Consider the following 24,624-nt stretch of genomic DNA (forward strand, 5'->3'; position numbering starts at 1 on the left):
AGCGGGAGCAAGCTCCCTCGCCACAAGTAATCAGCCCTTGCGCACCATGTCCACGTGGGGAATCCCTGCTTCCAGGAACTCTTCACTGACCACGGTAAAGCCCAGGCGCTCGTAGAATGCTGTCGCCTGCACCTGCGCACTGAGCATCTGCTGCTTGAGCCCGCGCTTCTCGGCTTCACCGATCACCGCTTGCATCAGCTTGTCGCCGACCTTCAGGCCGCGCCAGTCCTTGAGCACCGACACCCGGCCGATGTGACCATCGGGCAGCAGGCGGGCGGTGCCAATCGGAAAGTCGCCTTCGAAGGCGAGGAAATGCACGGCGCTCGCGTCGTCGGCATCCCATTCCAGCTCAGCTGGAACGGATTGCTCGGCGATGAACACCGTTTCACGAATGCGCCGGATCTCGGCGTTGTCCTTTTGCCAGTCTGCGACACGTACGTGAATCTTATTCATCGGCAAATCCCAGGCTACCTTGCTTGACCAGTTCGCACAGCAGGTTGCGGCCGTCTTCATCGCTCAGCCATTGGCCAAGGTTGTCGATGTGCAACGCATCGGCGGCGCAAATCATCTTCAGCAGTTCGCGCAACTTGCCCGGCAGATAACGGCTCTGGCCGCTGGCGAACAGCAGGAGGTCGTCGTCGACTTCGGACCAGGCCAGGCGCGCGCTTGGATTGCGAATCAACACAGCGCCTTGTTCAAGGCTGCTCAGCAGATCGTCTTCTTCCAGTTCCGGGCCAACCACCAGTTCCGGGTAGCGTGGCTCGGTCATGAACTGGCCGAACCAGGTCAGCAACAGGCGCTCGTCGCTCATGTGCTCGGCCAGCAGGCTTTTCAAGCGGTCGAGCGCGTCATGCTGGATCTGGTGCGGGTCGATCGCTGGCTGTGCGTCGGCATCGGTGTAGCGCTCTTCGTCAGGCAGGAACTGGCTGAGGAAGTCGGTGAAGTGGGTCAGCACTTCGGCGGCGCTTGGTGCGCGGAAACCGACCGAGTAGGTCATGCAATCATCGACGGCCACGCCGCAGTGGGCCAGGCGCGGCGGCAAGTACAGCATGTCGCCCGGTTCCAGGGTCCACTCGTCGGCGGCTTCGAAGTCGGCGAGGATGCGCAGGTCGGCATGTTGCAGCAGCGGGCTGTCGGAATCGCACATCTGGCCGATTTTCCAGTTGCGCTTACCAAAGCCTTGCAGCAGGAACACGTCGTAGTTGTCGAAGTGCGGACCGACACTGCCACCTGGGGCGGCAAAGCTGATCATCACGTCGTCGATGCGCCAGCTCGGCAGGAAGCGGAAGTTTTCCAGCAGCTCCGCGACTTCCGGCACGAACTGGTCGACGGCCTGCACCAGCAGGGTCCACTCGCGCTCTGGCAGCTTGCTGAATTCGTCTTCGGCGAACGGGCCGCGACGCAGTTCCCAGGGACGCTCGCCGTGCTCGATGACCAGGCGCGATTCGACTTCTTCTTCCAGCGCCAGACCGGCCAGTTCGTCGGCGTCGATTGGGCTTTCGAAGTCAGGGATCGCCTGGCGGATCAGCAACGGTTTTTTCTGCCAGTAGTCGCGCAGGAATTCCCGTGCCGTGATGCCGCCCAGAAGTTGAAGAGGAATATCAGGATTCATGTGTAACCTATTGAAAAAAAGCACTTTTCAGACGGGAATAAAAACGCCCGGCGCTGCCGGGCGTCTCAAAGGGTCAAACGGTCGATCAGATGCGTTTGGCTTGTGCCACGGCGTTGCCGATGTAGTTGGCCGGGGTGAGCTTTTTCAACTCGGCCTTTGCTTCGGCAGGCATGTCCAGTGCATCGATGAAAGTCTGCAACGCTTCAGGGCTGATGCCCTTGCCGCGCGTCAGTTCTTTAAGCTTTTCGTACGGGTTTTCAATGTTGTAGCGACGCATCACGGTCTGAATCGGCTCGGCCAGAACTTCCCAGCATGCGTCCAGGTCCGCAGCAATCTTCTGAGCATTGAGCTCTAACTTGCTGATTCCCTTGAGGCTTGCTTCGTACGCGATCACGCTGTGGGCGAAGCCGACACCGAGGTTGCGCAGTACGGTGGAGTCGGTCAGGTCGCGCTGCCAGCGGGAGATCGGCAGTTTGCTCGCCAGGTGCTGGAACAGCGCGTTGGCGATCCCCAGGTTGCCTTCGGAGTTTTCGAAGTCGATCGGGTTGACCTTGTGCGGCATGGTCGAGGACCCGATTTCGCCAGCGATGGTGCGCTGCTTGAAGTAGCCCAGGGAGATGTAACCCCAGATATCGCGATCGAAGTCGATCAGGATGGTGTTGAAGCGCGCAATCGCATCGAACAGTTCGGCGATGTAGTCGTGCGGTTCGATCTGCGTGGTGTACGGGTTGAAGCCCAGGCCCAGCTCGTCTTCGATGAAGGCGCGGGCGTTGGCTTCCCAGTCGATTTCCGGGTAGGCCGACAGGTGAGCGTTGTAGTTGCCGACGGCACCGTTGATCTTGCCCAGCAGCGGTACGGCCGCGACTTGAGCGATCTGGCGCTCCAGACGGTAAACCACGTTAGCCAGTTCTTTGCCCAGGGTGGTCGGCGAAGCCGGCTGACCGTGGGTGCGCGACAGCATGGGTACGTCGGCGAAGCGGATGGCCAGCTCGCGGATGGCGTCGCTGGTCTGGCGCATCAGCGGCAGCATCACGTCATCACGGCCTTCGCGCAGCATCAGGGCGTGGGACAGGTTGTTGATGTCCTCGCTGGTGCAGGCAAAGTGGATGAACTCACTGACGTTGGCCAGTTCAGGCAGCTTGGCCGCCTGTTCCTTGAGCAGGTACTCGATGGCTTTAACGTCGTGGTTGGTGGTGCGCTCGATCTCTTTGACGCGCTCGGCGTGTTCCAGAGAGAAGTTTTCCGCCAGGGTGTTCAGCACGGCGTTAGCTTCGGCGGAGAACGCCGGCACTTCGCTGATGGCGGGGTGAGCGGCCAGGCGCTGGAGCCAGCGCACTTCAACCAGAACGCGAGCACGGATCAGACCGTATTCGCTGAAAATCGGGCGCAGGGCCTGGGTTTTGCCGGCGTAGCGGCCGTCAACAGGGGAAACCGCAGTGAGCGAAGAGAGCTGCATGGGGTGTTCTCGGACAGTCGGGCAACGAAATGGGGTGCGTATCATACATGAAAAAATTCCGCCGGTCCGTTGCCAACTGACCAGCGTCTTACGCGTTACAGGTTAAAAATCAGTATTGCAGGCGCAGTTCAGCTGCTGTGCATCAGCGGATAAAGCTCTTTGAGCAGTTTGCGGCGACTGATCACCAACTGCCATCGATGACCGCCGAGCTGCCGCCACAAGCGCGCCGAGCGGATACCGGCCAGCAACAGGGCGCGGATCTTCGAGGCGTTGCTTGGCTGCTGCAGGTTGCGCATGTCGCCATGCACTTGAATGCGTTGGCGCAGAGTGCTCAAGGTGTCCTGATACAGCGCGCCGCAGGCGGCGATCACGTTTTCGTGGGCCGGGCCGAAATGCTCGACCTGGGACTGAATCTGCGGCAAGCGCTTGCCGATCACTTCAAGCATGTCGCCGCGCTTGGCCAGTTGCCGCTCAAGACCGAGCATCGACAGGGCATAGCGCAGGGGTTCGCGCTGCAAGGTGCTCGGGTCGCGCTCGAGGGCGCCGATCAAGGCGCGATAACCTTCGCGCAGATTGATATCGTCGCCGCCGTAGACCTCCAGCGTGTCCTTGGGGTCGATGATCAACAAGCTGCCAAGCATGCAGGTCAGGCCGGCTTCGCTGACCTGCCCGGTCTTGGCAATCTTGTCGACCAGGACGGCGGCGAGAAACACGCCACCGAGCGCTATCAGTTGCTCCTGAGTCGGGCTCATGCGCGCGAATCCTTGCTGCTCCAGGGTTCAGCGACTTCAATGACACCGCCACCGAGGCAGATTTCACCGTCGTAAAACACCACCGATTGACCTGGGGTGACCGCGCGCTGCGGGTCATCGAAGGTGGCGCGGTAGCCGTTGGCGGTTTTTTCCAGGGTGCAAGGCTGGTCGCTCTGGCGATAGCGGACTTTCGCCGTGAGTTTGCGCGGCGAGCTCAGGTCGACCGGGTTGACCCAGTAGATGTCCGAGGCGAGCAGGGCGCGGGAGAATAGCCAAGGATGGTCATTGCCCTGGCCAACGATCAGCTCGTTGTGTTCCAGGTCCTTGATCAGCACGTACCACGGCTCGTCGCTGGCGTCTTTCAAGCCGCCGATGCCCAGGCCCTGACGCTGGCCGATGGTGTGGTACATCAGGCCATGGTGGCGGCCGATCACTTCACCTTCGGTGGTTTTGATGTCGCCAGGCTGTGCCGGCAGGTATTGCTTGAGAAAGTCGCTGAAGCGTCGTTCACCGATAAAGCAGATACCGGTGGAGTCTTTCTTCTTCGCGGTGGCCAGGTCGTGTTTCTCGGCAATCGCGCGAACTTCGGGTTTTTCCAGTTCGCCGACCGGGAACAGGGTCTTGGCGATCTGTTCGCCACCCACGGCATGCAGGAAGTAGCTCTGGTCCTTGTTCGGGTCCAGGCCTTTGAGCAGTTCGGTACGGCCATCGATGTCGCGGCGGCGCACGTAATGGCCGGTGGCGATCAGGTCGGCACCGAGCATCATGGCGTAGTCGAGGAACGCCTTGAACTTGATTTCACGGTTGCACAGGATGTCCGGGTTCGGCGTGCGGCCGGCCTTGTATTCGGCCAGGAAGTGCTCGAACACGTTGTCCCAGTACTCGGCGGCGAAGTTGGCGGTGTGCAGCTTGATGCCAATCTTGTCGCACACGGCCTGCGCGTCCGCCAGGTCGTCCATGGCGGTGCAGTAGTCCGTTCCGTCGTCCTCTTCCCAGTTCTTCATGAACAGGCCTTCCACCTGATAACCCTGCTCGATCAGCAGTAGGGCGGAAACGGAAGAGTCCACGCCGCCGGACATGCCGACAATGACGCGCTTCTTTTGTGTGTCAGAAGGGGCTGGATCACGCATAGGGATTTAATGAGTGTCTTGAAAAAGGACGCGATTCTATCAGGCCCGAGCCTGCAAGGCTAAAGAGAAGGGCGGATCAGTTCGAGACTGAAGAGTTTACCGCTCAGATAATCGTCGATACAGCGAATAATCAGCTCGCTGCGCCAGTGATCGCGCTGCGCGAGGAGTTCGTCGCGGGTCAGCCATTTTGCGCCGACGATGCCGTCGTCAAGTTGATAGTCGGGACGGTGTTTCAAGGCTTTGGCGGCAAAGCAGACACGCTGGTAGGTCACGCCGTTGCTTGGAGCGGTGTAGAGGTAGATGCCTACCACACCAGTGGCTTCAACGTCCCAGCCGGTTTCTTCGAGAGTTTCACGAATGGCGGCTTCGGTCAGGGTTTCGTTCGGGTCCAGATGCCCGGCCGGTTGATTGAGTACCGCGCGTCCGGCCTTGAGTTCTTCGACCATCAGGAAACGGCCATTGTCTTCGACGATGGTGGCGACGGTGATGTGGGGTAGCCAATCCATGAATGTGCCTCGGATCATTGTAGGAGCAAAGCTTGCTCGCGATGGTATCACTGCGGTGTGTCTGTAAGGCCGCGGTGCCTGGATCGCGAGCAAGCTTTGCTCCTACAGGTTTGTGGTGTGTTGGAAACAGAAACCCCGGCGCGGGGCCGGGGTTTCTGGTGTTCCCTTACAACCTTAAACCAGCGCAGCAATCGCCGCGTTGAAAGTGTTGCTTGGGCGCATGGCCTTGCTGATCAGCTCGGCGTTGGCGTGGTAGTAACCGCCGATGTCGACTGGCTTGCCCTGAACGGCGTTGAGCTCGGCAACGATGGTCGCCTCGTTCTCGGTCAGGGTTTTCGCCAGTTGGCTGAACTGCGCTTGCAGCGCTGCGTCTTCAGTCTGGGCGGCCAGGGCCTGGGCCCAGTACAGCGCCAGGTAGAAGTGGCTGCCGCGGTTGTCGATGTTGCCGACTTTGCGCGATGGCGACTTGTTGTTGTCCAGGAACTGGCCGGTGGCCTGATCCAGGGTCTTGGCCAGCACCAGCGCCTTAGGGTTGTTGTATGTCACGCCCAGGTGCTCAAGGGAGGCGGCCAGGGCCAGGAACTCGCCCAGGGAATCCCAGCGCAGGAAGTTTTCTTCCAGCAGCTGTTGAACGTGCTTCGGTGCTGAACCGCCAGCGCCGGTTTCGAACAGACCGCCGCCATTCATCAGCGGAACGATCGACAGCATCTTGGCGCTGGTGCCCAGTTCCATGATCGGGAACAGGTCGGTCAGGTAGTCACGCAACACGTTGCCGGTCACCGAGATGGTGTCCTTGCCTTCGCGAGTACGGGCCAGGGTGAAGGTCATCGCGTCGACTGGCGACATGATGCGGATGTCCAGGCCCGAAGTGTCGTGATCCTTCAGGTAAGCCTGAACTTTCTCGATCACCACGCCGTCGTGGGCACGCATTGGGTCCAGCCAGAAAATCGCCGGAGTTGCGCTTGCGCGAGCACGGTTGACGGCCAGTTTGACCCAGTCCTGGATCGGCGCGTCTTTGGTCTGGCACATGCGGAAGATGTCGCCGGCTTCAACCGGTTGCTCCAGCAGGGTGCGACCAGCGCTGTCGGAAACGCGAACAACGCCGTTTGCCTTGATCTGGAAGGTCTTGTCGTGGGAGCCGTACTCTTCGGCTTTTTTCGCCATCAGGCCAACGTTTGGCACGCTGCCCATGGTGGTTGGATCGAAAGCGCCGTGCAGCTTGCAGTCTTCGATCACCGCCTGGTAGATGGTGGCGTAGCAGCGATCCGGGATCACGGCCTTGGTGTCGTGCAGCTGACCGTCGGTGCCCCACATCTTGCCGGAGTCACGGATCATGGCTGGCATCGAGGCGTCGACGATGACGTCGCTCGGCACGTGCAGGTTGGTGATGCCTTTGTCGGAGTTGACCATCGCCAGCGACGGACGAGCGGCGTAGACCGCCTGGATGTCGGCTTCGATCGCCGCTTGCTGCTCGGCAGGCAACGCCTTGATGCGGGCGTACAGGTCGCCGATGCCGTTGTTCAGGTTGAAGCCGATCTGTGCCAGCACGTCAGCGTGCTTGGCCAGGGCGTCTTTATAGAACTCGGCAACGATCTGGCCGAACATGATCGGGTCGGAGACCTTCATCATGGTGGCTTTCAGGTGAACCGACAGCAGTACGCCTTTTTGCTTGGCGTCTTCGATTTCAGCGGCGATGAAGCTGCGCAGAGCGTTTTTGCTCAGCACGGCGCAATCGAGGATCTCACCGGCTTGCACGGTGGTTTTTTCTTTCAGGACGGTGGTGGTGCCGTCTTGAGCGATCAGTTCGATTTTCACGGCGTCAGCGGCGTCGATCAGGGCAGCTTTTTCGCTGCCGTAGAAATCGCCGGTGCTCATGTGAGCGACGTGAGACTTGGAGTCTTTTGCCCAGGCGCCCATTTTGTGCGGGTGCTTGCGAGCATAGTTCTTGACCGACAGTGGTGCGCGACGATCGGAGTTGCCTTCACGCAGAACCGGGTTTACCGCGCTGCCCTTGATCTTGTCGTAACGGGACTTGGCGTCCTTGTCAGCATCGCTGGTGACGGTTTCCGGGTAGTCCGGCAATGCATAGCCCTGGGCTTGCAGTTCTTTGATCGCGGCCTGCAGTTGCGGAACCGAAGCACTGATGTTCGGCAGCTTGATGATGTTGGCTTCAGGCGTGACGGCCAGCGCGCCCAGTTCGGCGAGGTGATCGGCTACGGCTTTATTACCCAATTGCTCGGGGAAGCTAGCCAGGATGCGCCCTGCAAGAGAGATATCGCGAGTTTCCACGGCGATATCAGCGGAGGCGGTGAAGGCCTCTACGATAGGCAACAGTGAATAGGTGGCGAGGGCTGGGGCTTCGTCGGTGAAGGTATAGATGATCTTCGAGCGGTTGGGCATATTCGGATTAACTCTCTTCTTTGCTAAAGCGTGCGCAGAAACTCGAGGGGCGCCGGGTAAGCGCGTTCGTTCAAAGTCATCCATGAGCCGAATGTCGAGGTTTCTTCGCGGTGATGTTGGGTGCATCAGTCGAGCGTCAAGCGGGTGGGCTGCGGTAACAGTCCAGCTTTAATCGGGCGGAAAGTCTCGTCATAGAGAGGCTCGCCTGCGTGACCCTGCGGTCAGCGGCGGCATTATACATAGGTAGCTGGCAATCTGCCGATGGTTCATATGCAACGATTGTCGTCCATTGGTCTAAAGGTCGCAGGTGCCCGCACGGCGTAGAGTCGTTCGCCGTGCTTGAGTTTGGCGCTTTTCCCTTTGCTTTCAGGCTTGTACGTCGCGAACTGTGCGGCTTTGCTGCAGATCGATGGAACATAGGGTTTGCGCGCCGATTCAACTGGGGTACGCTCGGACGAGCCAGATGTTCAATCCAAACAATGGAGTTCAGCATGGGATACAAGAAGATTCAGGTTCCGGCAGTCGGCGAGAAAATCACCGTCAATGCGGACCATTCTCTCAATGTTCCTAACAACCCGATCATCCCTTTCATTGAAGGTGATGGTATTGGCGTTGATATCAGCCCGGTCATGATCAAGGTTGTCGATGCTGCTGTTAAGAAGGCTTACGGCGGCGAACGCAAAATTTCCTGGATGGAAGTCTACGCCGGGGAAAAAGCGACTCAGGTTTACGATCAGGACACCTGGCTGCCTCAGGAAACCCTGGACGCAGTCAAGGATTACGTGGTTTCCATCAAGGGCCCGCTGACCACGCCGGTCGGTGGCGGTATCCGTTCCCTCAACGTTGCCCTGCGTCAGCAACTCGATCTTTATGTGTGCCTGCGCCCTGTGCGCTGGTTCGAAGGCGTGCCTAGCCCGGTCAAAAAGCCTGGCGACGTCGACATGACGATCTTCCGCGAGAACTCGGAAGACATCTACGCCGGTATCGAATGGAAGGCCGGTTCGCCGGAGGCGACCAAGGTCATCAAGTTCCTTAAAGAAGAAATGGGCGTTACCAAGATCCGTTTCGACCAGAATTGCGGTATCGGCATCAAGCCGGTTTCCCTGGAAGGCACCAAGCGTCTGGCACGCAAGGCCCTGCAATACGTTGTCGACAATGATCGTGATTCGCTGACCATCGTCCACAAAGGCAACATCATGAAGTTCACCGAAGGTGCCTTCAAGGAGTGGGCCTACGAAGTGGCCGCTGAAGAATTCGGTGCAACCCTGCTCGACGGTGGCCCGTGGATGCAGTTCAAGAACCCGAAAACCGGCAAGAACGTCATCGTCAAGGATGCCATCGCCGACGCCATGCTCCAGCAGATCCTGCTGCGCCCGGCTGAATACGATGTGATCGCGACCCTGAACCTGAACGGCGACTACCTGTCCGACGCCCTGGCGGCTGAGGTGGGTGGTATCGGTATCGCGCCAGGCGCCAACCTGTCCGACACTGTGGCGATGTTCGAAGCCACCCACGGCACCGCACCGAAGTACGCCGGCAAGGACCAGGTAAACCCGGGTTCGCTGATCCTGTCTGCTGAAATGATGCTGCGTCATATGGGCTGGACCGAAGCGGCCGACCTGATCATCAAGGGCACCAACGGCGCAATCTCGGCCAAGACCGTGACCTATGACTTCGAACGTCTGATGGAAGGCGCCAAACTGCTGTCTTCTTCCGCGTTCGGCGATGCGCTGATCTCGCACATGTAAGCTGATTGGCGTTAAATAAAAAACCGGCCGACTCAAATGATGAGTCGGCCGTTTTTTTTATGTCTGGAAGTTTGGTGGTATCAGCTCAACGCACGCTCGTGCTGGACGGTCGTTGCAGGTGCGGGCGCATTGGCCTTTACCGTAGCTGAGTCGATGTTGATCGCGTGCAGGCCTTTGGGACCCTGGATGATCTCGAAACTCACGGGTTGGCCTGCTTTCAAGGTCTTGTAGCCGTCCATTTTTATGGCCGAGTAGTGGGCAAAGAGATCTTCGTCCTTGCCGTCCTCGTTGATGAAGCCATATCCCTTGGCATTGTTGAACCACTTGACCTTACCGCTAGCCATGCTCATATCCCTCTGCAACAGACTCCATCACTGGAGTATCATCCAGTTAATCCGCTTCAACCCTGAAATGGGGTTGACTGCGCGGACCTTTTTTACCCACTGTGGGCTCTATTGGTTGTAACACTGATTTGCCGATAGTCAAGGTGACCACGCAGTCGGAGTTGAAAAGCTCTGGGGCCGCCCCCACCACTGTATTCAGCTCAACTAACGAACCTTTCTTTCCATGCATGCTATCAGCCAGATTCGACTAACATTCAATCAGGATCGCCCTGATTTACACGACGACGATTCAGCAGGCATTGCTGTACAGGAGGCTAAGCCTGCGTTACAGGCGCCGCCGATGTACAAGGTGGTTTTGTTCAATGATGACTACACACCGATGGATTTCGTCGTCGAAGTGCTCGAGGTGTTTTTTAACCTGAATCGCGAGCTGGCGACCAAGGTCATGCTGGCCGTTCACACAGAAGGACGGGCAGTATGTGGAGTGTTTACCCGCGACATCGCCGAGACCAAGGCCATGCAGGTCAACCAGTACGCCAGGGAAAGCCAGCATCCGCTACTCTGTGAAATCGAGAAGGACGGTTAACGCCGACCACTTGGGTATGAGGTGAAGCTATGTTAAACCGCGAGCTCGAAGTCACCCTCAATCTCGCCTTCAAGGAGGCGCGTTCGAAACGTCATGAATTCATGACCGTCGAACACCTCCTGTTGGCTCTATTGGATAATGAGGCAGCCGCCACCGTTTTGCGTGCCTGCGGCGCAAACCTCGACAAACTCAAGCATGATCTGCAGGAGTTCATCGACTCCACCACGCCTTTGATCCCCCTTCATGACGAGGATCGCGAAACCCAGCCAACCCTGGGCTTCCAGCGTGTACTGCAACGTGCTGTCTTTCATGTACAGAGCTCGGGCAAACGCGAAGTGACTGGCGCCAACGTGCTGGTTGCAATCTTCAGTGAGCAAGAGAGTCAGGCGGTGTTCCTGCTGAAACAGCAGAGCGTTGCACGCATTGATGTCGTCAATTACATCGCTCATGGCATTTCGAAAGTGCCAGGGCACGGCGAACACTCTGAAGGTGAGCAAGATATGCAGGACGACGAGGGCGGTGAGTCTTCTTCTTCAGGCAACCCTCTGGATGCTTATGCCAGCAACCTCAACGAACTGGCGCGCCAGGGCCGCATCGACCCATTGGTCGGGCGTGAAATGGAAGTTGAGCGTGTCGCGCAGATTCTGGCGCGTCGGCGTAAAAACAATCCGTTGCTGGTCGGCGAGGCGGGCGTGGGTAAAACCGCAATCGCCGAAGGTCTGGCCAAGCGTATTGTCGACAATCAGGTGCCTGATCTGTTGGCCAACAGCGTGGTTTACTCGCTCGATCTGGGCGCGTTGCTGGCCGGGACCAAATACCGCGGCGATTTCGAGAAGCGCTTCAAGGCGCTGCTCAATGAGCTGAAAAAACGTCCGCAGGCGATCCTGTTCATCGACGAAATCCACACCATTATTGGTGCCGGTGCCGCCTCTGGCGGTGTCATGGATGCTTCGAACCTGCTCAAGCCGCTGCTGTCGTCGGGTGATATCCGTTGCATCGGCTCGACCACGTTCCAGGAATTCCGTGGGATCTTCGAAAAAGACCGTGCCTTGGCCCGGCGCTTCCAGAAGGTCGATGTGTCGGAGCCTTCGGTCGAAGACACCATTGGTATCCTGCGCGGTCTCAAGGGGCGTTTCGAACTCCATCACAACATCGAATACAGTGATGAAGCCCTGCGCGCTGCTGCCGAACTGGCATCGCGCTACATCAATGATCGGCACATGCCGGACAAGGCCATCGACGTCATCGACGAGGCGGGCGCCTATCAGCGTCTGCAGCCAATCGAGAAACGTGTGAAACGCATCGAAGTGCCTCAAGTCGAGGACATCGTGGCGAAGATCGCGCGGATTCCGCCAAAACACGTCACCAGCTCCGACAAAGAGCTGCTGCGTAACCTTGAGCGCGATCTGAAGTTGACGGTGTTTGGCCAGGATGCGGCGATCGATTCCTTGTCGACCGCGATCAAGCTGTCCCGTGCGGGTCTGAAGTCGCCTGACAAACCTGTCGGTTCGTTCCTGTTTGCCGGCCCTACCGGTGTCGGTAAAACCGAAGCGGCCCGGCAACTGGCCAAGGCGTTGGGGATCGAGCTGGTTCGTTTCGACATGTCCGAGTACATGGAGCGCCACACCGTATCGCGTTTGATCGGTGCACCTCCAGGCTATGTCGGGTTCGATCAGGGCGGTCTGCTGACTGAAGCGATCACCAAGCAGCCTCACTGCGTGCTGTTGCTCGATGAGATCGAGAAGGCGCATCCGGAAGTCTTCAACCTGCTGTTGCAGGTCATGGACCACGGTACGCTCACCGATAACAACGGGCGCAAGGCGGATTTCCGTAACGTGATCGTCATCATGACGACCAACGCCGGTGCCGAAACCGCGGCTCGGGCTTCTATCGGCTTCACGTATCAGGATCACTCTTCCGACGCGATGGAAGTGATCAAGAAGAGCTTCACGCCGGAATTCCGTAACCGTCTGGACACCATTATCCAGTTTGGTCGCCTCAGTCATGAGGTCATCAAGAGTGTGGTGGACAAGTTCCTTACCGAACTGCAGGCGCAGCTGGAAGACAAGCGTGTACTGCTCGAGGTCACCGACGCTGCGCGCAGTTGGCTGGCGGCCGGTGGTTACGATGCGACCATGGGTGCGCGACCAATGGCGCGCTTGATCCAGGACAAGATCAAGCGTCCGCTGGCGGAGGAGATTCTCTTTGGCGAACTGGCCGAGCATGGCGGTGTGGTGCACATCGACATCAAGGATGGCGAGTTGACCTTTGAGTTCGAGACCACTGCAGAGATGGCCTGACAGCCTTGTAACAAAAGCGAAAGGCGCCTGATGGCGCCTTTTTGCTGTCTGCGGGTTGGGTTTGGGGTGTATATCCGTTGCTGCGGTAACGGCTGCTGGCGGTTTCGCCCTTACGGCGACTCACTTTTTTTACAAGCGCCTAAAAAAAGTAAGCAAAAAAACGCTCGCCCCAAGCGTACGGCACCTCGCTTAGGCTCGGCGTTCCCTCGCTACGGTATTCATCAGGAGGCATCGCCTACGGTCTGCTGCGCGACGACCTCCTCTCGATGTGTCCGGCTACGCCGTACGGCGCTACGCGCCAACCTCCTGATGAACACCTCCACTCGGCCTCCCGAAGGGGCGGGTGGATCAAAAGCAAAGCACGGCGACCTGCCGGTCGGCCTGAGTGGTTAGGGGCGTGTTCGGCTTTGGATGCTACGCAGAGCGTTGGGGGTGATCGAATATCTGTAGGAGCAAGGCTTGCCCGCGATGACGGCGTGACTGTTGGCCGGTTTCTGGTGGATGTACTCGATATGGAACTCTTTGGCTTTTGATCTGCTTTTGATCTTTCGCCCCATCGGCAGGCCGAGCGTAGGTGTCCATCAGGGGGTAGGCGCGTAGCGCCGTTCGACGAAGTCGAACACATCGAGAGGAGGTCGTAGCGAAGCAGACCGTAGGCGATGCCCCCTGATGGGCACCGTAGCGAGGGAACACCGAGCCTTGGCGAGGTGCCGTACGCCGGGGCGAAGCCTTTTGCTTACTTTTCGCTGGGCCGGCACCCCGGCGTTTGGAAAAGTGAGTCGCTGTAAAAGCGAAACCGCCAGCAGCCCCAGCCGCAGCAACGGATATGCCCCCAATCAACGGGTCAGCCAAAGTCCTGAACAAATCCCGGGCAAACAAAAACGCCCGGCAGAGCCGGGCGTTTTGTATTGACTTGATTAACGAGCGCGGTAAGTGATCCGCCCTTTGCTCAAGTCATAGGGCGTCAGCTCGACGCGCACTTTGTCACCGGTAAGAATACGGATGTAGTTCTTGCGCATCTTGCCGGAAATATGCGCGGTTACGACGTGCCCATTTTCCAACTCCACACGAAACATGGTGTTGGGCAGGGTGTCGACGACAGTGCCTTCCATTTCGAAGCTGTCTTCTTTCGACATGCAGTAAAGCCCTCGGTATCCAATGAATGGCCCGGTGCAACTGCGCCAGGCAAAAGCGGCGTGCATTGTGCCCGAAAAGTGGGGTTTAAGCCAAGGGCTTTAGGGCTGAACCTAGTTCAGTACCACCCAGCGCTGATTAATCAGCAGCTCTATGGGGCGATATTGGGTCTTGTAGTTCATTTTCTTGCAGTTTTTGATCCAGTATCCGAGGTAAACGGCGTCCAGTCCCAGGCGCCGGGCTTCGTTGATTTGCCAGAGAATCGCGTAACGTCCCAGGCTGCGGCGATCTTCTTCGGGCTCATAGAAGGTATAAACCGCCGACAAGCCGTTGGGCAGCAGATCCGTCACGGCGATCGCCAGCAGACGGCCTTCGAGTCGGAACTCGTAGAAACGCGAAAACGGCAGGTCGCGGACCAGAAAGGTCGAAAACTGATCGCGGCTGGGCGGGTACATGTCGCCATCGGCGTGGCGTTGTTCGATATAGCGCTGGTAAAGGTTGAAATATTCTTCGCTGAAACCCGGTTTGGCCGGGCGAACCTGGAGGTCGGCATTGCGTTTGAAAATACGTTTCTGCTGACGGTTAGGCGAAAATTGCGCAACGGGAATGCGCGCAGGCACACACGCATTGCAATTTTGGCAATGCGGCCGGTACAGGTGATCGCCACTGCGACGAAAACCCATTTCCGACAGATCTGCATAGACATGCACATCCATGGGCTGGCTAGGGTCGAGGAACAGGGTGGTGGCCTGTTCATCGGGCAGATAGCTGCAAGCGTGGGGCTGAGTGGCATAAAACTTGAGGCGAGCCAACTCGGTCATGAATCAACCCTCGGGAAAAGCTGTTCAATTAAGTGTAAGCCACGAGCGTAAAAGTCGCTCAGCAAACCCATGGGGCGCGGCCGGGTTGATCAAGGTGTTGCTGGAGATAGCCAGCAAACTCTCGGCGCGGGATGGCCCGGGCACCCAGGCTGTGCAGATGGCCGGTCGGCATCTGGCAGTCGATGAGCACGAATCCGGCGTCCTTGAGGTGATTGACCAGCGTGGCGAAGCCGACCTTGGAGGCGTTGTCGGCGCGGCTGAACATCGATTCACCGAAAAACAGTCGACCCATGGCCAGGCCATAGAGCCCGCCCACCAGCACCCCTTGGTCCCAGACCTCGACCGAATGGGCGTATCCGCGAGCATGCAGCTCCATGTAGGCGGTTTGCATCGCTTCGGTGATCCAGGTGCCATCGGCATACTCTCGCGGAGCTGCGCAGGCGCGTATGACGGCAGGGAAGTCCTGGTCGAACGTCACGTTGTAGCGCTTTTGGCGCAACAGCTTGCCGAGGCTGCGAGACACATGCAGTTCGTCGGGAAACAATACAGTGCGTGGGTCCGGTGACCACCAGAGGATCGGCTGGCCCTCCGAAAACCACGGGAAACAACCGTGGCGGTAAGCCTGGATCAGCCGATCGGCGCTCAGGTCGCCGCCAGCGGCAAGCAGGCCGTTGGGGTCGCGCATGGCTTTTTCCAGCGGCGGGAATTTCAGGGAGTCGCGTTGTAACCAGGTCAGCATGGCATCCAGGCTTGCAGAAGGGGAGGGCGACGGCAGGCCAGGGCTCACCGCAATGAATGTCTTATCAGTTGTCGTCGAGGTACTTCTCGGCGTCCAGTGCCGCCATGCAGCCGGCACCGGCAGAAGTCACCGCCTGACGGTAGACATGGTCGGCCACATCGCCGGCGGCAAACACCCCTTCGATTTCGGTGGCGGTGGCATTGCCTTCGCTGCCGCCGCGGACTCGCAGGTAGCCGTTATGCATCTCCAGCTGACCCTGAAACAGGTCGGTATTGGGTTTGTGGCCAATGGCGATGAATACGCCGGTCAGCTCCAGGTCCTTCATCTTGCCGGTCAGGCTGTCGCGCAGGCGTGCGCCGTTAACACCGCTGGCATCGCCCAATACCTCTTCAAGATTCTGGTTCCAGTGCAGGCGGATATTGCCATTTTTGGCGCGCTCGAACAGTTTGTCCTGAAGAATCTTCTCAGAGCGCAGTTTGTCGCGACGATGGATCAGGTGCACTTCCTTGGCAATGTTGGCCAGGTACAGCGCTTCTTCAACGGCCGTGTTGCCGCCGCCAATTACCGCGACCACCTGATTGCGGTAGAAAAAGCCATCGCAGGTGGCACAGGCGGAAACGCCTTTGCCGGCGAAGGTTTCTTCAGAGGGCAGTCCCAGGTATTGCGCTGAAGCACCGGTCGCGATAATCAGTGCATCGCAGGTGTAGGTGCCACTGTCGCCAGTGAGGCGAAACGGCCGCTGCTGCAACTCTGCGGTGTGAATGTGGTCGTAGACGATCTCGGTGTCGAAACGCTCGGCGTGTTTTTGCATGCGCTCCATCAGCACCGGGCCGGTCAGGCCTTCAACATCGCCTGGCCAGTTGTCGACTTCAATGGTGGTGGTCAATTGACCGCCGGCTTGCAGGCCCGTGATAACGGTCGGCTTGAGGTTGGCGCGAGCGGCATAAACGGCGGCGCTGTAACCGGCAGGGCCGGAACCCAGAATGATCAGGCGTGAATGCTTAGCTTCGCTCATAAAAACACCTCATAAGCCTTTGTCACAAAAGAGAATGCATGCTCAAATTGAAGCGCGCGCAACGTACTTTTGGCTATGCTACACCTTAGCTGCTCTGGCGTGGCATCGTGCGGGCAAACCCGTACAATGCTGGTCTTCATCGGGATGTTCCAAGGCCAGGGGCGAAAACAGGACAGTCTTCGTCAACGCCTACCGGTTTCAGATTTCAATGTCAGAGTGTTAAAAGTAGTCTCTGTTGCGCTCGTTAACTTTGTTACCTGCCCGGATTGGGCAGTTTTTTGTAGTCAATCAACAGTTGGACGCGCTACAGGCGCAGGAAAAGACGCGTTTTGAAGAAATCCACCGCAGCACCTAAAACAGTAGTTCCACTTTGGCGTCAGCATCTGCACTACCGGCTCAAGGAAGGTGCACTGATCGCCATCGGTGCCTTGTGCCTGTTTCTGATGATGGCCTTGCTGACCTATGGCAAGGACGATCCAGGCTGGAGTCATAACAGCAAAATCGACGATGTACAGAACTTCGGCGGGCCGGCCGGCTCTTACAGCGCCGATATTCTGTTCATGGTGCTGGGTTACTTCGCCTATGTCTTCCCGCTGTTGCTGGCAATCAAGACTTACCAGATCTTTCGCCATCGTCACGAGCCGTGGGAGTGGAGTGGCTGGCTGTTTTCCTGGCGCCTGATCGGCCTGGTGTTTCTGGTGCTGTCGGGCGCGGCCCTGGCGCATATCCATTTCCATGCCCCGACCGGTTTGCCGGCCGGCGCCGGCGGCGCATTGGGTGAAAGCCTGGGTGATCTGGCGAAGAACGCGCTGAATATCCAGGGCAGCACCTTGATGTTCATCGCGCTGTTCCTGTTCGGCCTGACCGTGTTCACCGACCTTTCGTGGTTCAAGGTGATGGACGTCACCGGCAAGATCACCCTCGACCTGTTCGAACTGTTCCAGGGGGCCGCCAATCGTTGGTGGGCTGCGCGCACCGAACGCAAGCAACTGGTTGCGCAATTGCGTGAAGTCGACGATCGGGTGCACGACGTCGTGGCACCGACCGTGCCCGACAAACGCGAGCAAGCCAAGGTCAAGGAGCGCCTGATCGAGCGTGAGCAGGCCCTGAGCAAGCACATGTCCGAGCGTGAGAAGCAGGTTCCGCCGGTGATTGCTCCAGCGCCACCGAAAGCGCCGCTGCCAAGCAAACGTGTCGAAAAAGAGAAGCAGGCGCCGCTGTTCGTTGACAGTGCGGTGGAAGGCACCTTGCCGCCGATCTCTATTCTCGACCCGGCAGAAAAGAAACAGCTCAATTATTCGCCTGAGTCGCTGGCTGCGGTCGGCCATCTGCTGGAAATCAAGCTCAAGGAATTCGGCGTCGAAGTCTCGGTGGATTCGATTCACCCGGGCCCGGTGATTACCCGGTACGAAATTCAACCGGCGGCCGGGGTAAAAGTCAGCCGTATCTCCAACCTGGCCAAAGACCTTGCGCGTTCGCTGGCAGTGACCAGTGTGCGGGTGGTGGAAGTGATTCCCGGCAAGACTACCGTCGGCATCGAGATTCCCAATGAAGACCGGCAGATCGTGCGCTTCTCCGAAGTGCTGTCGACGCCGGAATACGATGACGCCAAGTCCCCGGTCACCTTGGCCTTGGGCCATGACATCGGCGGCAAGCCGATTATCGTCGACCTGGCAAAAATGCCTCACCTGCTGGTGGCCGGTACCACCGGTTCCGGTAAGTCGGTGGGCGTGAACGCGATGATTCTGTCGATTCTGTTCAAGTCGGGCCCGGAAGACGCCAAGCTGATCATGATCGACCCGAAAATGCTTGAGTTGTCGATCTACGAAGGCATTCCGCACCTGCTGTGCCCGGTGGTCACCGACATGAAGGACGCCGCCAACGCGTTGCGCTGGAGCGTGGCCGAGATGGAGCGCCGCTACAAGCTGATGGCGAAGATGGGCGTGCGTAACCTTTCCGGCTTCAACCAGAAGGTCAGAGAGGCGCAGGAAGCCGGTACGCCGCTGACGGATCCGTTGTACAACCGCGAAAGCATTCACGACGAAGCACCGCTGCTGACCAAGCTGCCAACCATCGTGGTGGTGGTCGACGAATTCGCCGACATGATGATGATCGTTGGCAAGAAGGTTGAAGAACTGATTGCGCGGATCGCCCAGAAAGCCCGTGCGGCCGGTATTCACTTGATCCTCGCGACCCAGCGTCCGTCGGTGGACGTGATCACCGGTCTGATCAAGGCCAACATTCCGACCCGTATGGCGTTCCAGGTATCGAGCAAGATCGACTCGCGAACCATCATCGACCAGGGTGGCGCCGAGCAGTTGCTGGGTCACGGTGACATGCTCTACATGCCGCCGGGCACCAGCCTGCCGATTCGGGTTCACGGCGCGTTTGTTTCCGATGATGAAGTTCACCGGGTGGTTGAAGCCTGGAAACTGCGCGGTGCACCGGAGTACAACGACGACATCCTCAACGGTGTCGAAGAGGCGGGCAGTGGCTTTGAAGGCGGCAGTGGCGGTGGCGACGATGATGCTGAAACCGATGCGCTTTATGACGAAGCGGTGCAGTTCGTGCTGGAAAGCCGCCGCGCCTCGATCTCTGCGGTTCAGCGCAAGCTGAAGATCGGCTACAACCGCGCTGCACGCATGATCGAAGCCATGGAAATGGCCGGGGTCGTGACCTCCATGAATACCAACGGTTCGCGCGAAGTGCTGGCTCCCGGGCCTATGCGCGACTGACCGGTGCCGCGTGAGATCACGCGGCCCGCCATTCAAACGAACATCAAAGAGGACTCCCATGCGTCTTATCCGCATGTTGCTGTTGCCGGTACTGGCTTTAACCACGCTCTCGGCCCACGCCGATGACAAGGACGTGGCGCGTCTGACTCAGTTGCTCGAAAAGTCGCAGACCCTGACTGCACGTTTCTCTCAGCTGACCCTCGACGGCAGCGGCACTCAGTTGCAGGAAACCGCTGGCGAGATGTCCTTGCAGCGTCCGGGTCTGTTCTACTGGCACACCGATGCACCGCAAGAGCAGCTGATGGTGTCGGATGGCAAGAAAGTGTCCTTGTGGGACCCTGATCTGCAACAGGTCACCATCAAGAACCTCGATCAGCGCCTGACCCAGACTCCAGCATTGTTGCTGTCCGGTGATGTGTCGAAAATCAGCCAGAGCTTCGCCATCACGTCCAAGGAAGCCGGCGGCGTGATCGACTTCACGCTCAAGCCCAAGACCAAGGACACGCTGTTCGACAGCCTGCGCCTGTCGTTCCGCAACGGCATGGTCAATGACATGCAGATGATCGACAGCGTCGGCCAACGCACCAATATCCTGTTCACCGGGGTCAAGGCCAACGAGCCGATTCCGGCCTCCAAGTTCAAGTTCGACATCCCCAAGGGTGCCGACGTGATCCAGGAATAAAGAGCAGCAGTAACCCAGTGCTGGACAGTCAAGGGAAGGTGCGGCACACACACACAACCTGTGGTGAGGGGGCTTGCCCTAATGCCGATCACTTAAGCCGAATACTGAACCTGTGGCGAGGGAGCTTGCTCCCGCTGGACTGCGTAGCAGTCCCATTTTTAGGGCCGCTTCGCGCCCCAGCGGAAGCAAGCTCCCTCGCCACAGGGTATTCGCCAGACTTGAGAATTACGTAATAATCCGAGGTTTTAACCCTACGTGATGGACTTGTTTCGTAGTGCCCCGATAGCTCAGCCCTTGGCCGCCCGTTTACGTGCGGCCAACCTGGACGAGTACGTCGGTCAGGAACACCTGTTGGCCCGCGGCAAGCCGTTGCGCGAGGCGCTGGAGCAGGGTGCCTTGCACTCGATGATTTTCTGGGGGCCGCCGGGCGTGGGTAAAACCACCCTGGCGCGGCTGCTCGCGGAAGTCTCGGATGCGCACTTCGAAACCGTCTCAGCGGTGCTGGCCGGGGTCAAGGAGATCCGCCAGGCGGTGGAAGTCGCCAAGCAGCAGGCCGGGCAATATGGCCGCCGAACCATTCTGTTCGTCGACGAAGTGCATCGCTTCAACAAGTCGCAACAAGATGCCTTTCTGCCGTACGTCGAAGACGGCACGCTGATTTTCATCGGCGCGACCACCGAAAACCCATCCTTTGAACTGAACAACGCACTGCTGTCCCGTGCGCGCGTCTACGTGCTCAAGAGCCTCGACGAAACCGCACTGCACAAACTGGTGCAGCGGGCGTTGACCGAAGAGCGCGGCCTGGGCAAGCGTCAGCTGAGCCTTGGCGATGACGGTTTCAAGATGCTGCTCAGCGCTGCTGACGGTGACGGCCGGCGTCTGCTGAACTTGCTGGAGAACGCCTCCGACCTCGCCGAAGACGGCACGGAAATCGGCGTCGAGCTGCTGCAAAGCCTGCTCGGCGACACCCGTCGACGTTTCGACAAGGGTGGCGAAGCGTTTTACGACCAGATCTCTGCGCTGCACAAATCGGTGCGTGGTTCCAACCCGGACGGCGCGCTGTACTGGTTCGCGCGCATGCTCGACGGTGGCTGCGATCCGTTGTACCTGGCCCGGCGCGTAGTGCGCATGGCCAGCGAAGACATCGGCAATGCCGATCCGCGCGCCTTGAGCCTGTGCCTGGCGGCGTGGGATGTGCAGGAGCGGCTGGGCAGCCCCGAAGGCGAATTGGCGGTCGCGCAGGCAATTACCTATCTGGCCTGTGCGCCGAAAAGCAATGCCGTTTATATGGGCTTCAAAGCCGCCATGCGCAGCGCTGCCGAGCACGGCTCGCTGGAAGTCCCGCTGCATTTGCGCAATGCCCCGACCAAGTTGATGAAACAACTCGGTTACGGCGACGAATACCGTTATGCCCACGACGAACCGGACGCTTACGCTGCCGGCGAAGACTATTTTCCGGAGGAGCTGGAACCGCAGTCATTCTATCGTCCGGTACCGCGTGGCCTCGAATTGAAGATCGGCGAGAAGCTCAATCACCTTGCGCAGCTGGATCGCCTGAGCCCCAAACAGCGGAGAAAACCTTGATTCCCTTGATCGTTGCGGTCTCCGTCGGCGGTATTGCCGGCACGTTATTGCGTTTCGCTACCGGCAACTGGATCAACGCGAATTGGCCGCGGCACTTCTATACCGCTACGCTGACCGTTAATATCATTGGCTGCCTGTTGATCGGCTTTTTATACGGTCTGTTTATGCTGCGCCCGGAAGTGCCGATTGAGGTGCGTGCCGGGTTGATGGTGGGCTTCCTTGGCGGCCTGACAACTTTTTCATCCTTTTCACTGGATACGGTGCGCTTGCTCGAAAGCGGGCAAGTGCCGCTGGCCCTGGGCTATGCGGCAATCAGCGTATTCGGCGGGCTGCTCGCAACGTGGGCTGGCCTATCCTTGACCAAACTTTGATAAACGAGAGACCGACATGCTCGATTCCAAACTGTTACGTAGCAACCTTCAGGACGTAGCGGATCGCCTGGCATCCCGCGGCTTCAGCCTGGATGTTGCGCGCATCGAAGCGCTGGAAGAACAGCGCAAGACCGTCCAGACCCGCACCGAAGCACTGCAGGCTGAACGTAATGCGCGCTCCAAATCCATCGGTCAGGCCAAGCAGCGCGGCGAAGACATCGCGCCGTTGATGGCCGACGTCGAGCGCATGGCGAACGAGCTCGGTATCGGCAAAGTCGAACTGGACGAGATCCAGACCGAGCTGGACTCGATCCTGCTGAATATTCCTAACCTGCCGCACGAGTCGGTGCCGATTGGTTCCGACGAAGACGGCAACGTCGAAGTGCGCCGCTGGGGCACGCCGACCACCTTCGACTTCGAGGTCAAGGATCACGTCGCGCTGGGCGAGAAGTTCGGCTGGCTGGACTTTGAAACCGCGGCCAAGCTGTCCGGTGCCCGTTTCTCCCTGCTGCGTGGGCCGATTGCCCGCCTGCACCGCGCCCTGGCGCAGTTCATGATCAACCTGCACACCACCGAGCATGGCTATGAAGAGGCCTACACGCCTTATCTGGTTCAGGCGCCGGCCTTGCAGGGCACCGGTCAACTGCCGAAGTTCGAAGAAGACCTGTTCAAGATCAGCCGCGAAGGTGAAGCCGATCTGTACCTGATCCCGACCGCGGAAGTGTCGCTGACCAATATCGTGGCTGGCGAAATCGTCGACGCCAAACAACTGCCGATCAAATTCGTGGCTCACACGCCGTGCTTCCGCAGCGAAGCCGGTGCGTCGGGCCGTGACACCCGCGGAATGATTCGTCAGCACCAGTTCGACAAGGTCGAAATGGTCCAGATCGTTGAACCATCGACTTCGATGGAAGCGCTGGAAGGCCTGACCGCCAACGCCGAGAAAGTCCTGCAATTGCTGGAACTGCCATACCGTACCTTGGCGCTGTGCACCGGCGACATGGGCTTCAGCGCGGTCAAGACCTACGACCTGGAAGTGTGGGTCCCGAGCCAGGGCAAATACCGTGAAATTTCGTCGTGCTCCAACTGCGGCGATTTCCAGGCCCGTCGCATGCAAGCACGTTTCCGCAACCCGGAAACCGGCAAGCCCGAGCTGGTCCATACCCTGAACGGTTCCGGCCTGGCGGTCGGTCGTACCCTGGTGGCGGTGCTGGAGAATTATCAGCAGGCCGACGGTTCGATCCGCGTGCCAGCCGTGCTCAAGCCGTACATGGGCGGCCTTGAGGTCATCGGCTAAATGGAATTTCTGCCGCTGTTTCACAACCTGCGCGGCAGTCGTGTGTTGGTCGTCGGTGGGGGGGAGATTGCCTTGCGCAAATCCCGTCTGCTGGCCGACGCCGGCGCGCTGCTGCGGGTCGTTGCACCCGAGATCGAAGCCCAGCTGCGTGAGCTGGTGCAGAACAGTGGCGGCGAGCTGGTGTTGCGCGGCTATCGTGAGTCGGACCTCGACGGTTGCGGGCTGATCATTGCCGCTACCGACGACGAACCGCTGAATGCGCAAGTTTCCAAAGATGCTCATCGGCGTTGCGTGCCGGTCAACGTGGTGGACGCGCCGGCCCTGTGCAGCGTGATCTTCCCGGCGATCGTCGACCGTTCGCCGTTGGTGATTGCCGTTTCCAGCGGCGGCGATGCGCCGGTGCTGGCGCGGTTGATCCGCGCCAAACTGGAAACCTGGATTCCCTCGACTTACGGCCAACTGGCCGGGTTGGCGGCGCGTTTTCGCAATCAGGTCAAAGGTCTGTTCCCGGATGTGCAGCAGCGTCGGGCGTTCTGGGAAGAGGTGTTCCAGGGGCCGATCGCGGATCGTCAACTGGCCGGGCAGGGTGCTGAAGCCGAGCGTTTGCTGCTGGCGAAAATCAACGGCCAATCCCCCAACGCTCCAGGTGAGGTGTATCTGGTCGGCGCGGGGCCGGGTGATCCGGACCTGCTGACATTCCGCGCCTTGCGGCTGATGCAGCAAGCCGACGTGGTGCTGTATGACCGCCTGGTGGCACCGGCGATTGTTGAGCTGTGCCGTCGTGATGCCGAGCGAATCTATGTCGGTAAACGACGTGCCGATCATGCGGTGCCTCAGGACCAGATCAACCAGCAATTGGTCGACCTGGCCAAACAGGGCAAGCGTGTGGTGCGGTTGAAGGGCGGTGATCCGTTCATTTTCGGCCGTGGTGGTGAAGAGATCGAAGAACTGGCGGCCCACGGCATTCCGTTCCAGGTCGTGCCGGGTATTACCGCTGCCAGCGGTTGCGCAGCCTACGCCGGGATTCCGCTGACCCACCGTGATTACGCGCAGTCGGTGCGCTTTATCACCGGTCACCTGAAGGATGGCACCTCGGATCTGCCGTGGGGCGATCTGGTCGCGCCAGCGCAAACCCTGGTGTTTTACATGGGGTTGGTGGGACTGCCGATCATCTGTGAAGAATTGATCAAGCATGGTCGTTCGGCGGACACGCCGGCGGCGTTGATCCAGCAGGGCACGACGCCCAATCAGCGGGTTTTCACCGGTACGCTGGGCAACCTTCCACAGCTGGTGGCAGAGCATGAAGTGCATGCGCCGACATTGGTGATCGTGGGAGAAGTGGTGCAACTTCGCGAGAAGCTCGCGTGGTTTGAAGGCGCCCAGTCTCAAGTCTGAACACTGTGGCGAGGGGG

The 24,624-nt window shown here is 59.1% G+C and carries 21 protein-coding genes; 9 read left to right on the plus strand and 12 right to left on the minus strand.

The genetic code is table 11. The features are described 5' to 3' along the window. Positions 1–30: 30 nt before the first annotated feature. The 7 genes from HK44_RS01295 to HK44_RS01325 form a co-directional block, all read right to left on the minus strand. Positions 31–453, minus strand: a complete 423-nt coding sequence (locus HK44_RS01295) for a GNAT family N-acetyltransferase (protein ID WP_019689827.1) — start codon at positions 451–453, stop codon at positions 31–33. Beyond that, positions 446–1,612, minus strand: a complete 1,167-nt coding sequence (locus tag HK44_RS01300) for a cupin domain-containing protein (RefSeq protein ID WP_019689828.1) — start codon at positions 1,610–1,612, stop codon at positions 446–448. Before HK44_RS01300 ends, HK44_RS01295 begins: the two co-directional genes overlap by 8 nt. Before the next feature lie 85 nt (positions 1,613–1,697). Continuing rightward, positions 1,698–3,068 (minus strand): adenylosuccinate lyase, encoded by a 1,371-nt coding sequence (gene purB / locus HK44_RS01305; protein ID WP_019689829.1) that lies wholly within the window; start codon positions 3,066–3,068, stop codon positions 1,698–1,700. Between the two features lie 128 nt (positions 3,069–3,196). After that, entirely contained in the window at positions 3,197–3,820 is a 624-nt protein-coding gene (gene hflD / locus HK44_RS01310; RefSeq protein ID WP_019689830.1) for a high frequency lysogenization protein HflD, read from the minus strand. Continuing rightward, positions 3,817–4,950, minus strand: coding sequence for a tRNA 2-thiouridine(34) synthase MnmA (mnmA, locus tag HK44_RS01315; protein WP_019689831.1), 1,134 nt, complete (start codon positions 4,948–4,950; stop codon positions 3,817–3,819). The genes hflD and mnmA overlap by 4 nt, the downstream gene beginning before the upstream one ends. A 59-nt stretch (positions 4,951–5,009) precedes the next feature. Continuing rightward, positions 5,010–5,456 (minus strand): NUDIX hydrolase, encoded by a 447-nt coding sequence (locus HK44_RS01320; protein WP_019689832.1) that lies wholly within the window; start codon positions 5,454–5,456, stop codon positions 5,010–5,012. 174 nt (positions 5,457–5,630) lie between these two features. Further along, complete coding sequence (locus HK44_RS01325) at positions 5,631–7,856, minus strand: NADP-dependent isocitrate dehydrogenase (protein WP_019689833.1); 2,226 nt, start codon at positions 7,854–7,856, stop codon at positions 5,631–5,633. A 491-nt stretch (positions 7,857–8,347) separates the two neighbouring features. Here HK44_RS01325 and icd point away from each other — a divergent pair, with 491 nt between their 5' ends. Further along, complete coding sequence (icd, locus tag HK44_RS01330; RefSeq protein ID WP_019689834.1) at positions 8,348–9,604, plus strand: NADP-dependent isocitrate dehydrogenase; 1,257 nt, start codon at positions 8,348–8,350, stop codon at positions 9,602–9,604. Between the two features lie 80 nt (positions 9,605–9,684). Here the strand turns inward: icd and cspD are convergent, their stop codons facing one another. After that, entirely contained in the window at positions 9,685–9,948 is a 264-nt protein-coding gene (gene cspD, locus HK44_RS01335; protein WP_031319264.1) for a cold shock domain-containing protein CspD, read from the minus strand. Between the two features lie 223 nt (positions 9,949–10,171). Here cspD and clpS point away from each other — a divergent pair, with 223 nt between their 5' ends. After that, positions 10,172–10,534 carry an ATP-dependent Clp protease adapter ClpS gene (gene clpS / locus HK44_RS01340; protein WP_015094394.1) on the plus strand — a complete coding sequence of 121 codons (363 nt, stop codon included), beginning with the start codon at positions 10,172–10,174 and terminating at the stop codon, positions 10,532–10,534. 29 nt (positions 10,535–10,563) lie between these two features. Next, positions 10,564–12,834 carry an ATP-dependent Clp protease ATP-binding subunit ClpA gene (gene clpA, locus HK44_RS01345; RefSeq protein ID WP_019689836.1) on the plus strand — a complete coding sequence of 757 codons (2,271 nt, stop codon included), beginning with the start codon at positions 10,564–10,566 and terminating at the stop codon, positions 12,832–12,834. 917 nt (positions 12,835–13,751) lie between these two features. Here the strand turns inward: clpA and infA are convergent. The 4 genes from infA to trxB all read right to left on the minus strand — a co-directional run bounded on the left by infA (position 13,752) and on the right by trxB (position 16,543). Further along, complete coding sequence (infA, locus tag HK44_RS01350; RefSeq protein ID WP_002553999.1) at positions 13,752–13,970, minus strand: translation initiation factor IF-1; 219 nt, start codon at positions 13,968–13,970, stop codon at positions 13,752–13,754. A gap of 111 nt (positions 13,971–14,081) precedes the next feature. Then, positions 14,082–14,789, minus strand: coding sequence for an arginyltransferase (locus tag HK44_RS01355; protein WP_019689837.1), 708 nt, complete (start codon positions 14,787–14,789; stop codon positions 14,082–14,084). A gap of 58 nt (positions 14,790–14,847) precedes the next feature. Beyond that, entirely contained in the window at positions 14,848–15,528 is a 681-nt protein-coding gene (gene aat, locus HK44_RS01360) for a leucyl/phenylalanyl-tRNA--protein transferase (RefSeq protein WP_019689838.1), read from the minus strand. Positions 15,529–15,592: 64 nt separating this feature from the next. Next, complete coding sequence (gene trxB, locus HK44_RS01365; protein ID WP_019689839.1) at positions 15,593–16,543, minus strand: thioredoxin-disulfide reductase; 951 nt, start codon at positions 16,541–16,543, stop codon at positions 15,593–15,595. Between the two features lie 329 nt (positions 16,544–16,872). Here trxB and ftsK point away from each other — a divergent pair, with 329 nt between their 5' ends. The 6 genes from ftsK (at position 16,873) to cysG (ending at position 24,607) form a co-directional block, all read left to right on the plus strand. Beyond that, positions 16,873–19,278: a DNA translocase FtsK gene (gene ftsK, locus HK44_RS01370; protein WP_019689840.1), complete on the plus strand. Its 2,406-nt coding sequence runs from the start codon at positions 16,873–16,875 to the stop codon at positions 19,276–19,278. A 58-nt stretch (positions 19,279–19,336) separates the two neighbouring features. After that, on the plus strand, positions 19,337–19,960 hold the full coding sequence (gene lolA, locus HK44_RS01375; RefSeq protein WP_019689841.1) for an outer membrane lipoprotein chaperone LolA: 624 nt from the start codon (positions 19,337–19,339) through the stop codon (positions 19,958–19,960). A 258-nt stretch (positions 19,961–20,218) separates the two neighbouring features. Then, positions 20,219–21,544 carry a replication-associated recombination protein A gene (locus HK44_RS01380; protein WP_020723510.1) on the plus strand — a complete coding sequence of 442 codons (1,326 nt, stop codon included), beginning with the start codon at positions 20,219–20,221 and terminating at the stop codon, positions 21,542–21,544. Continuing rightward, complete coding sequence (gene crcB / locus HK44_RS01385) at positions 21,541–21,915, plus strand: fluoride efflux transporter CrcB (protein WP_019689843.1); 375 nt, start codon at positions 21,541–21,543, stop codon at positions 21,913–21,915. The genes HK44_RS01380 and crcB overlap by 4 nt, the downstream gene beginning before the upstream one ends. Positions 21,916–21,931: 16 nt before the next feature. Further along, the gene (gene serS / locus HK44_RS01390; protein ID WP_019689844.1) at positions 21,932–23,212 is read left to right on the plus strand and encodes a serine--tRNA ligase; all 1,281 of its coding nucleotides are present in this window, start codon (positions 21,932–21,934) and stop codon (positions 23,210–23,212) included. Further along, entirely contained in the window at positions 23,213–24,607 is a 1,395-nt protein-coding gene (cysG, locus tag HK44_RS01395; RefSeq protein WP_019689845.1) for a siroheme synthase CysG, read from the plus strand. Positions 24,608–24,624 lie beyond the last annotated feature (17 nt).

Origin of the sequence: Pseudomonas fluorescens HK44 (genome assembly GCF_000217955.3) — a bacterium.
Taxonomy (GTDB): domain Bacteria; phylum Pseudomonadota; class Gammaproteobacteria; order Pseudomonadales; family Pseudomonadaceae; genus Aquipseudomonas; species Aquipseudomonas fluorescens_AQ.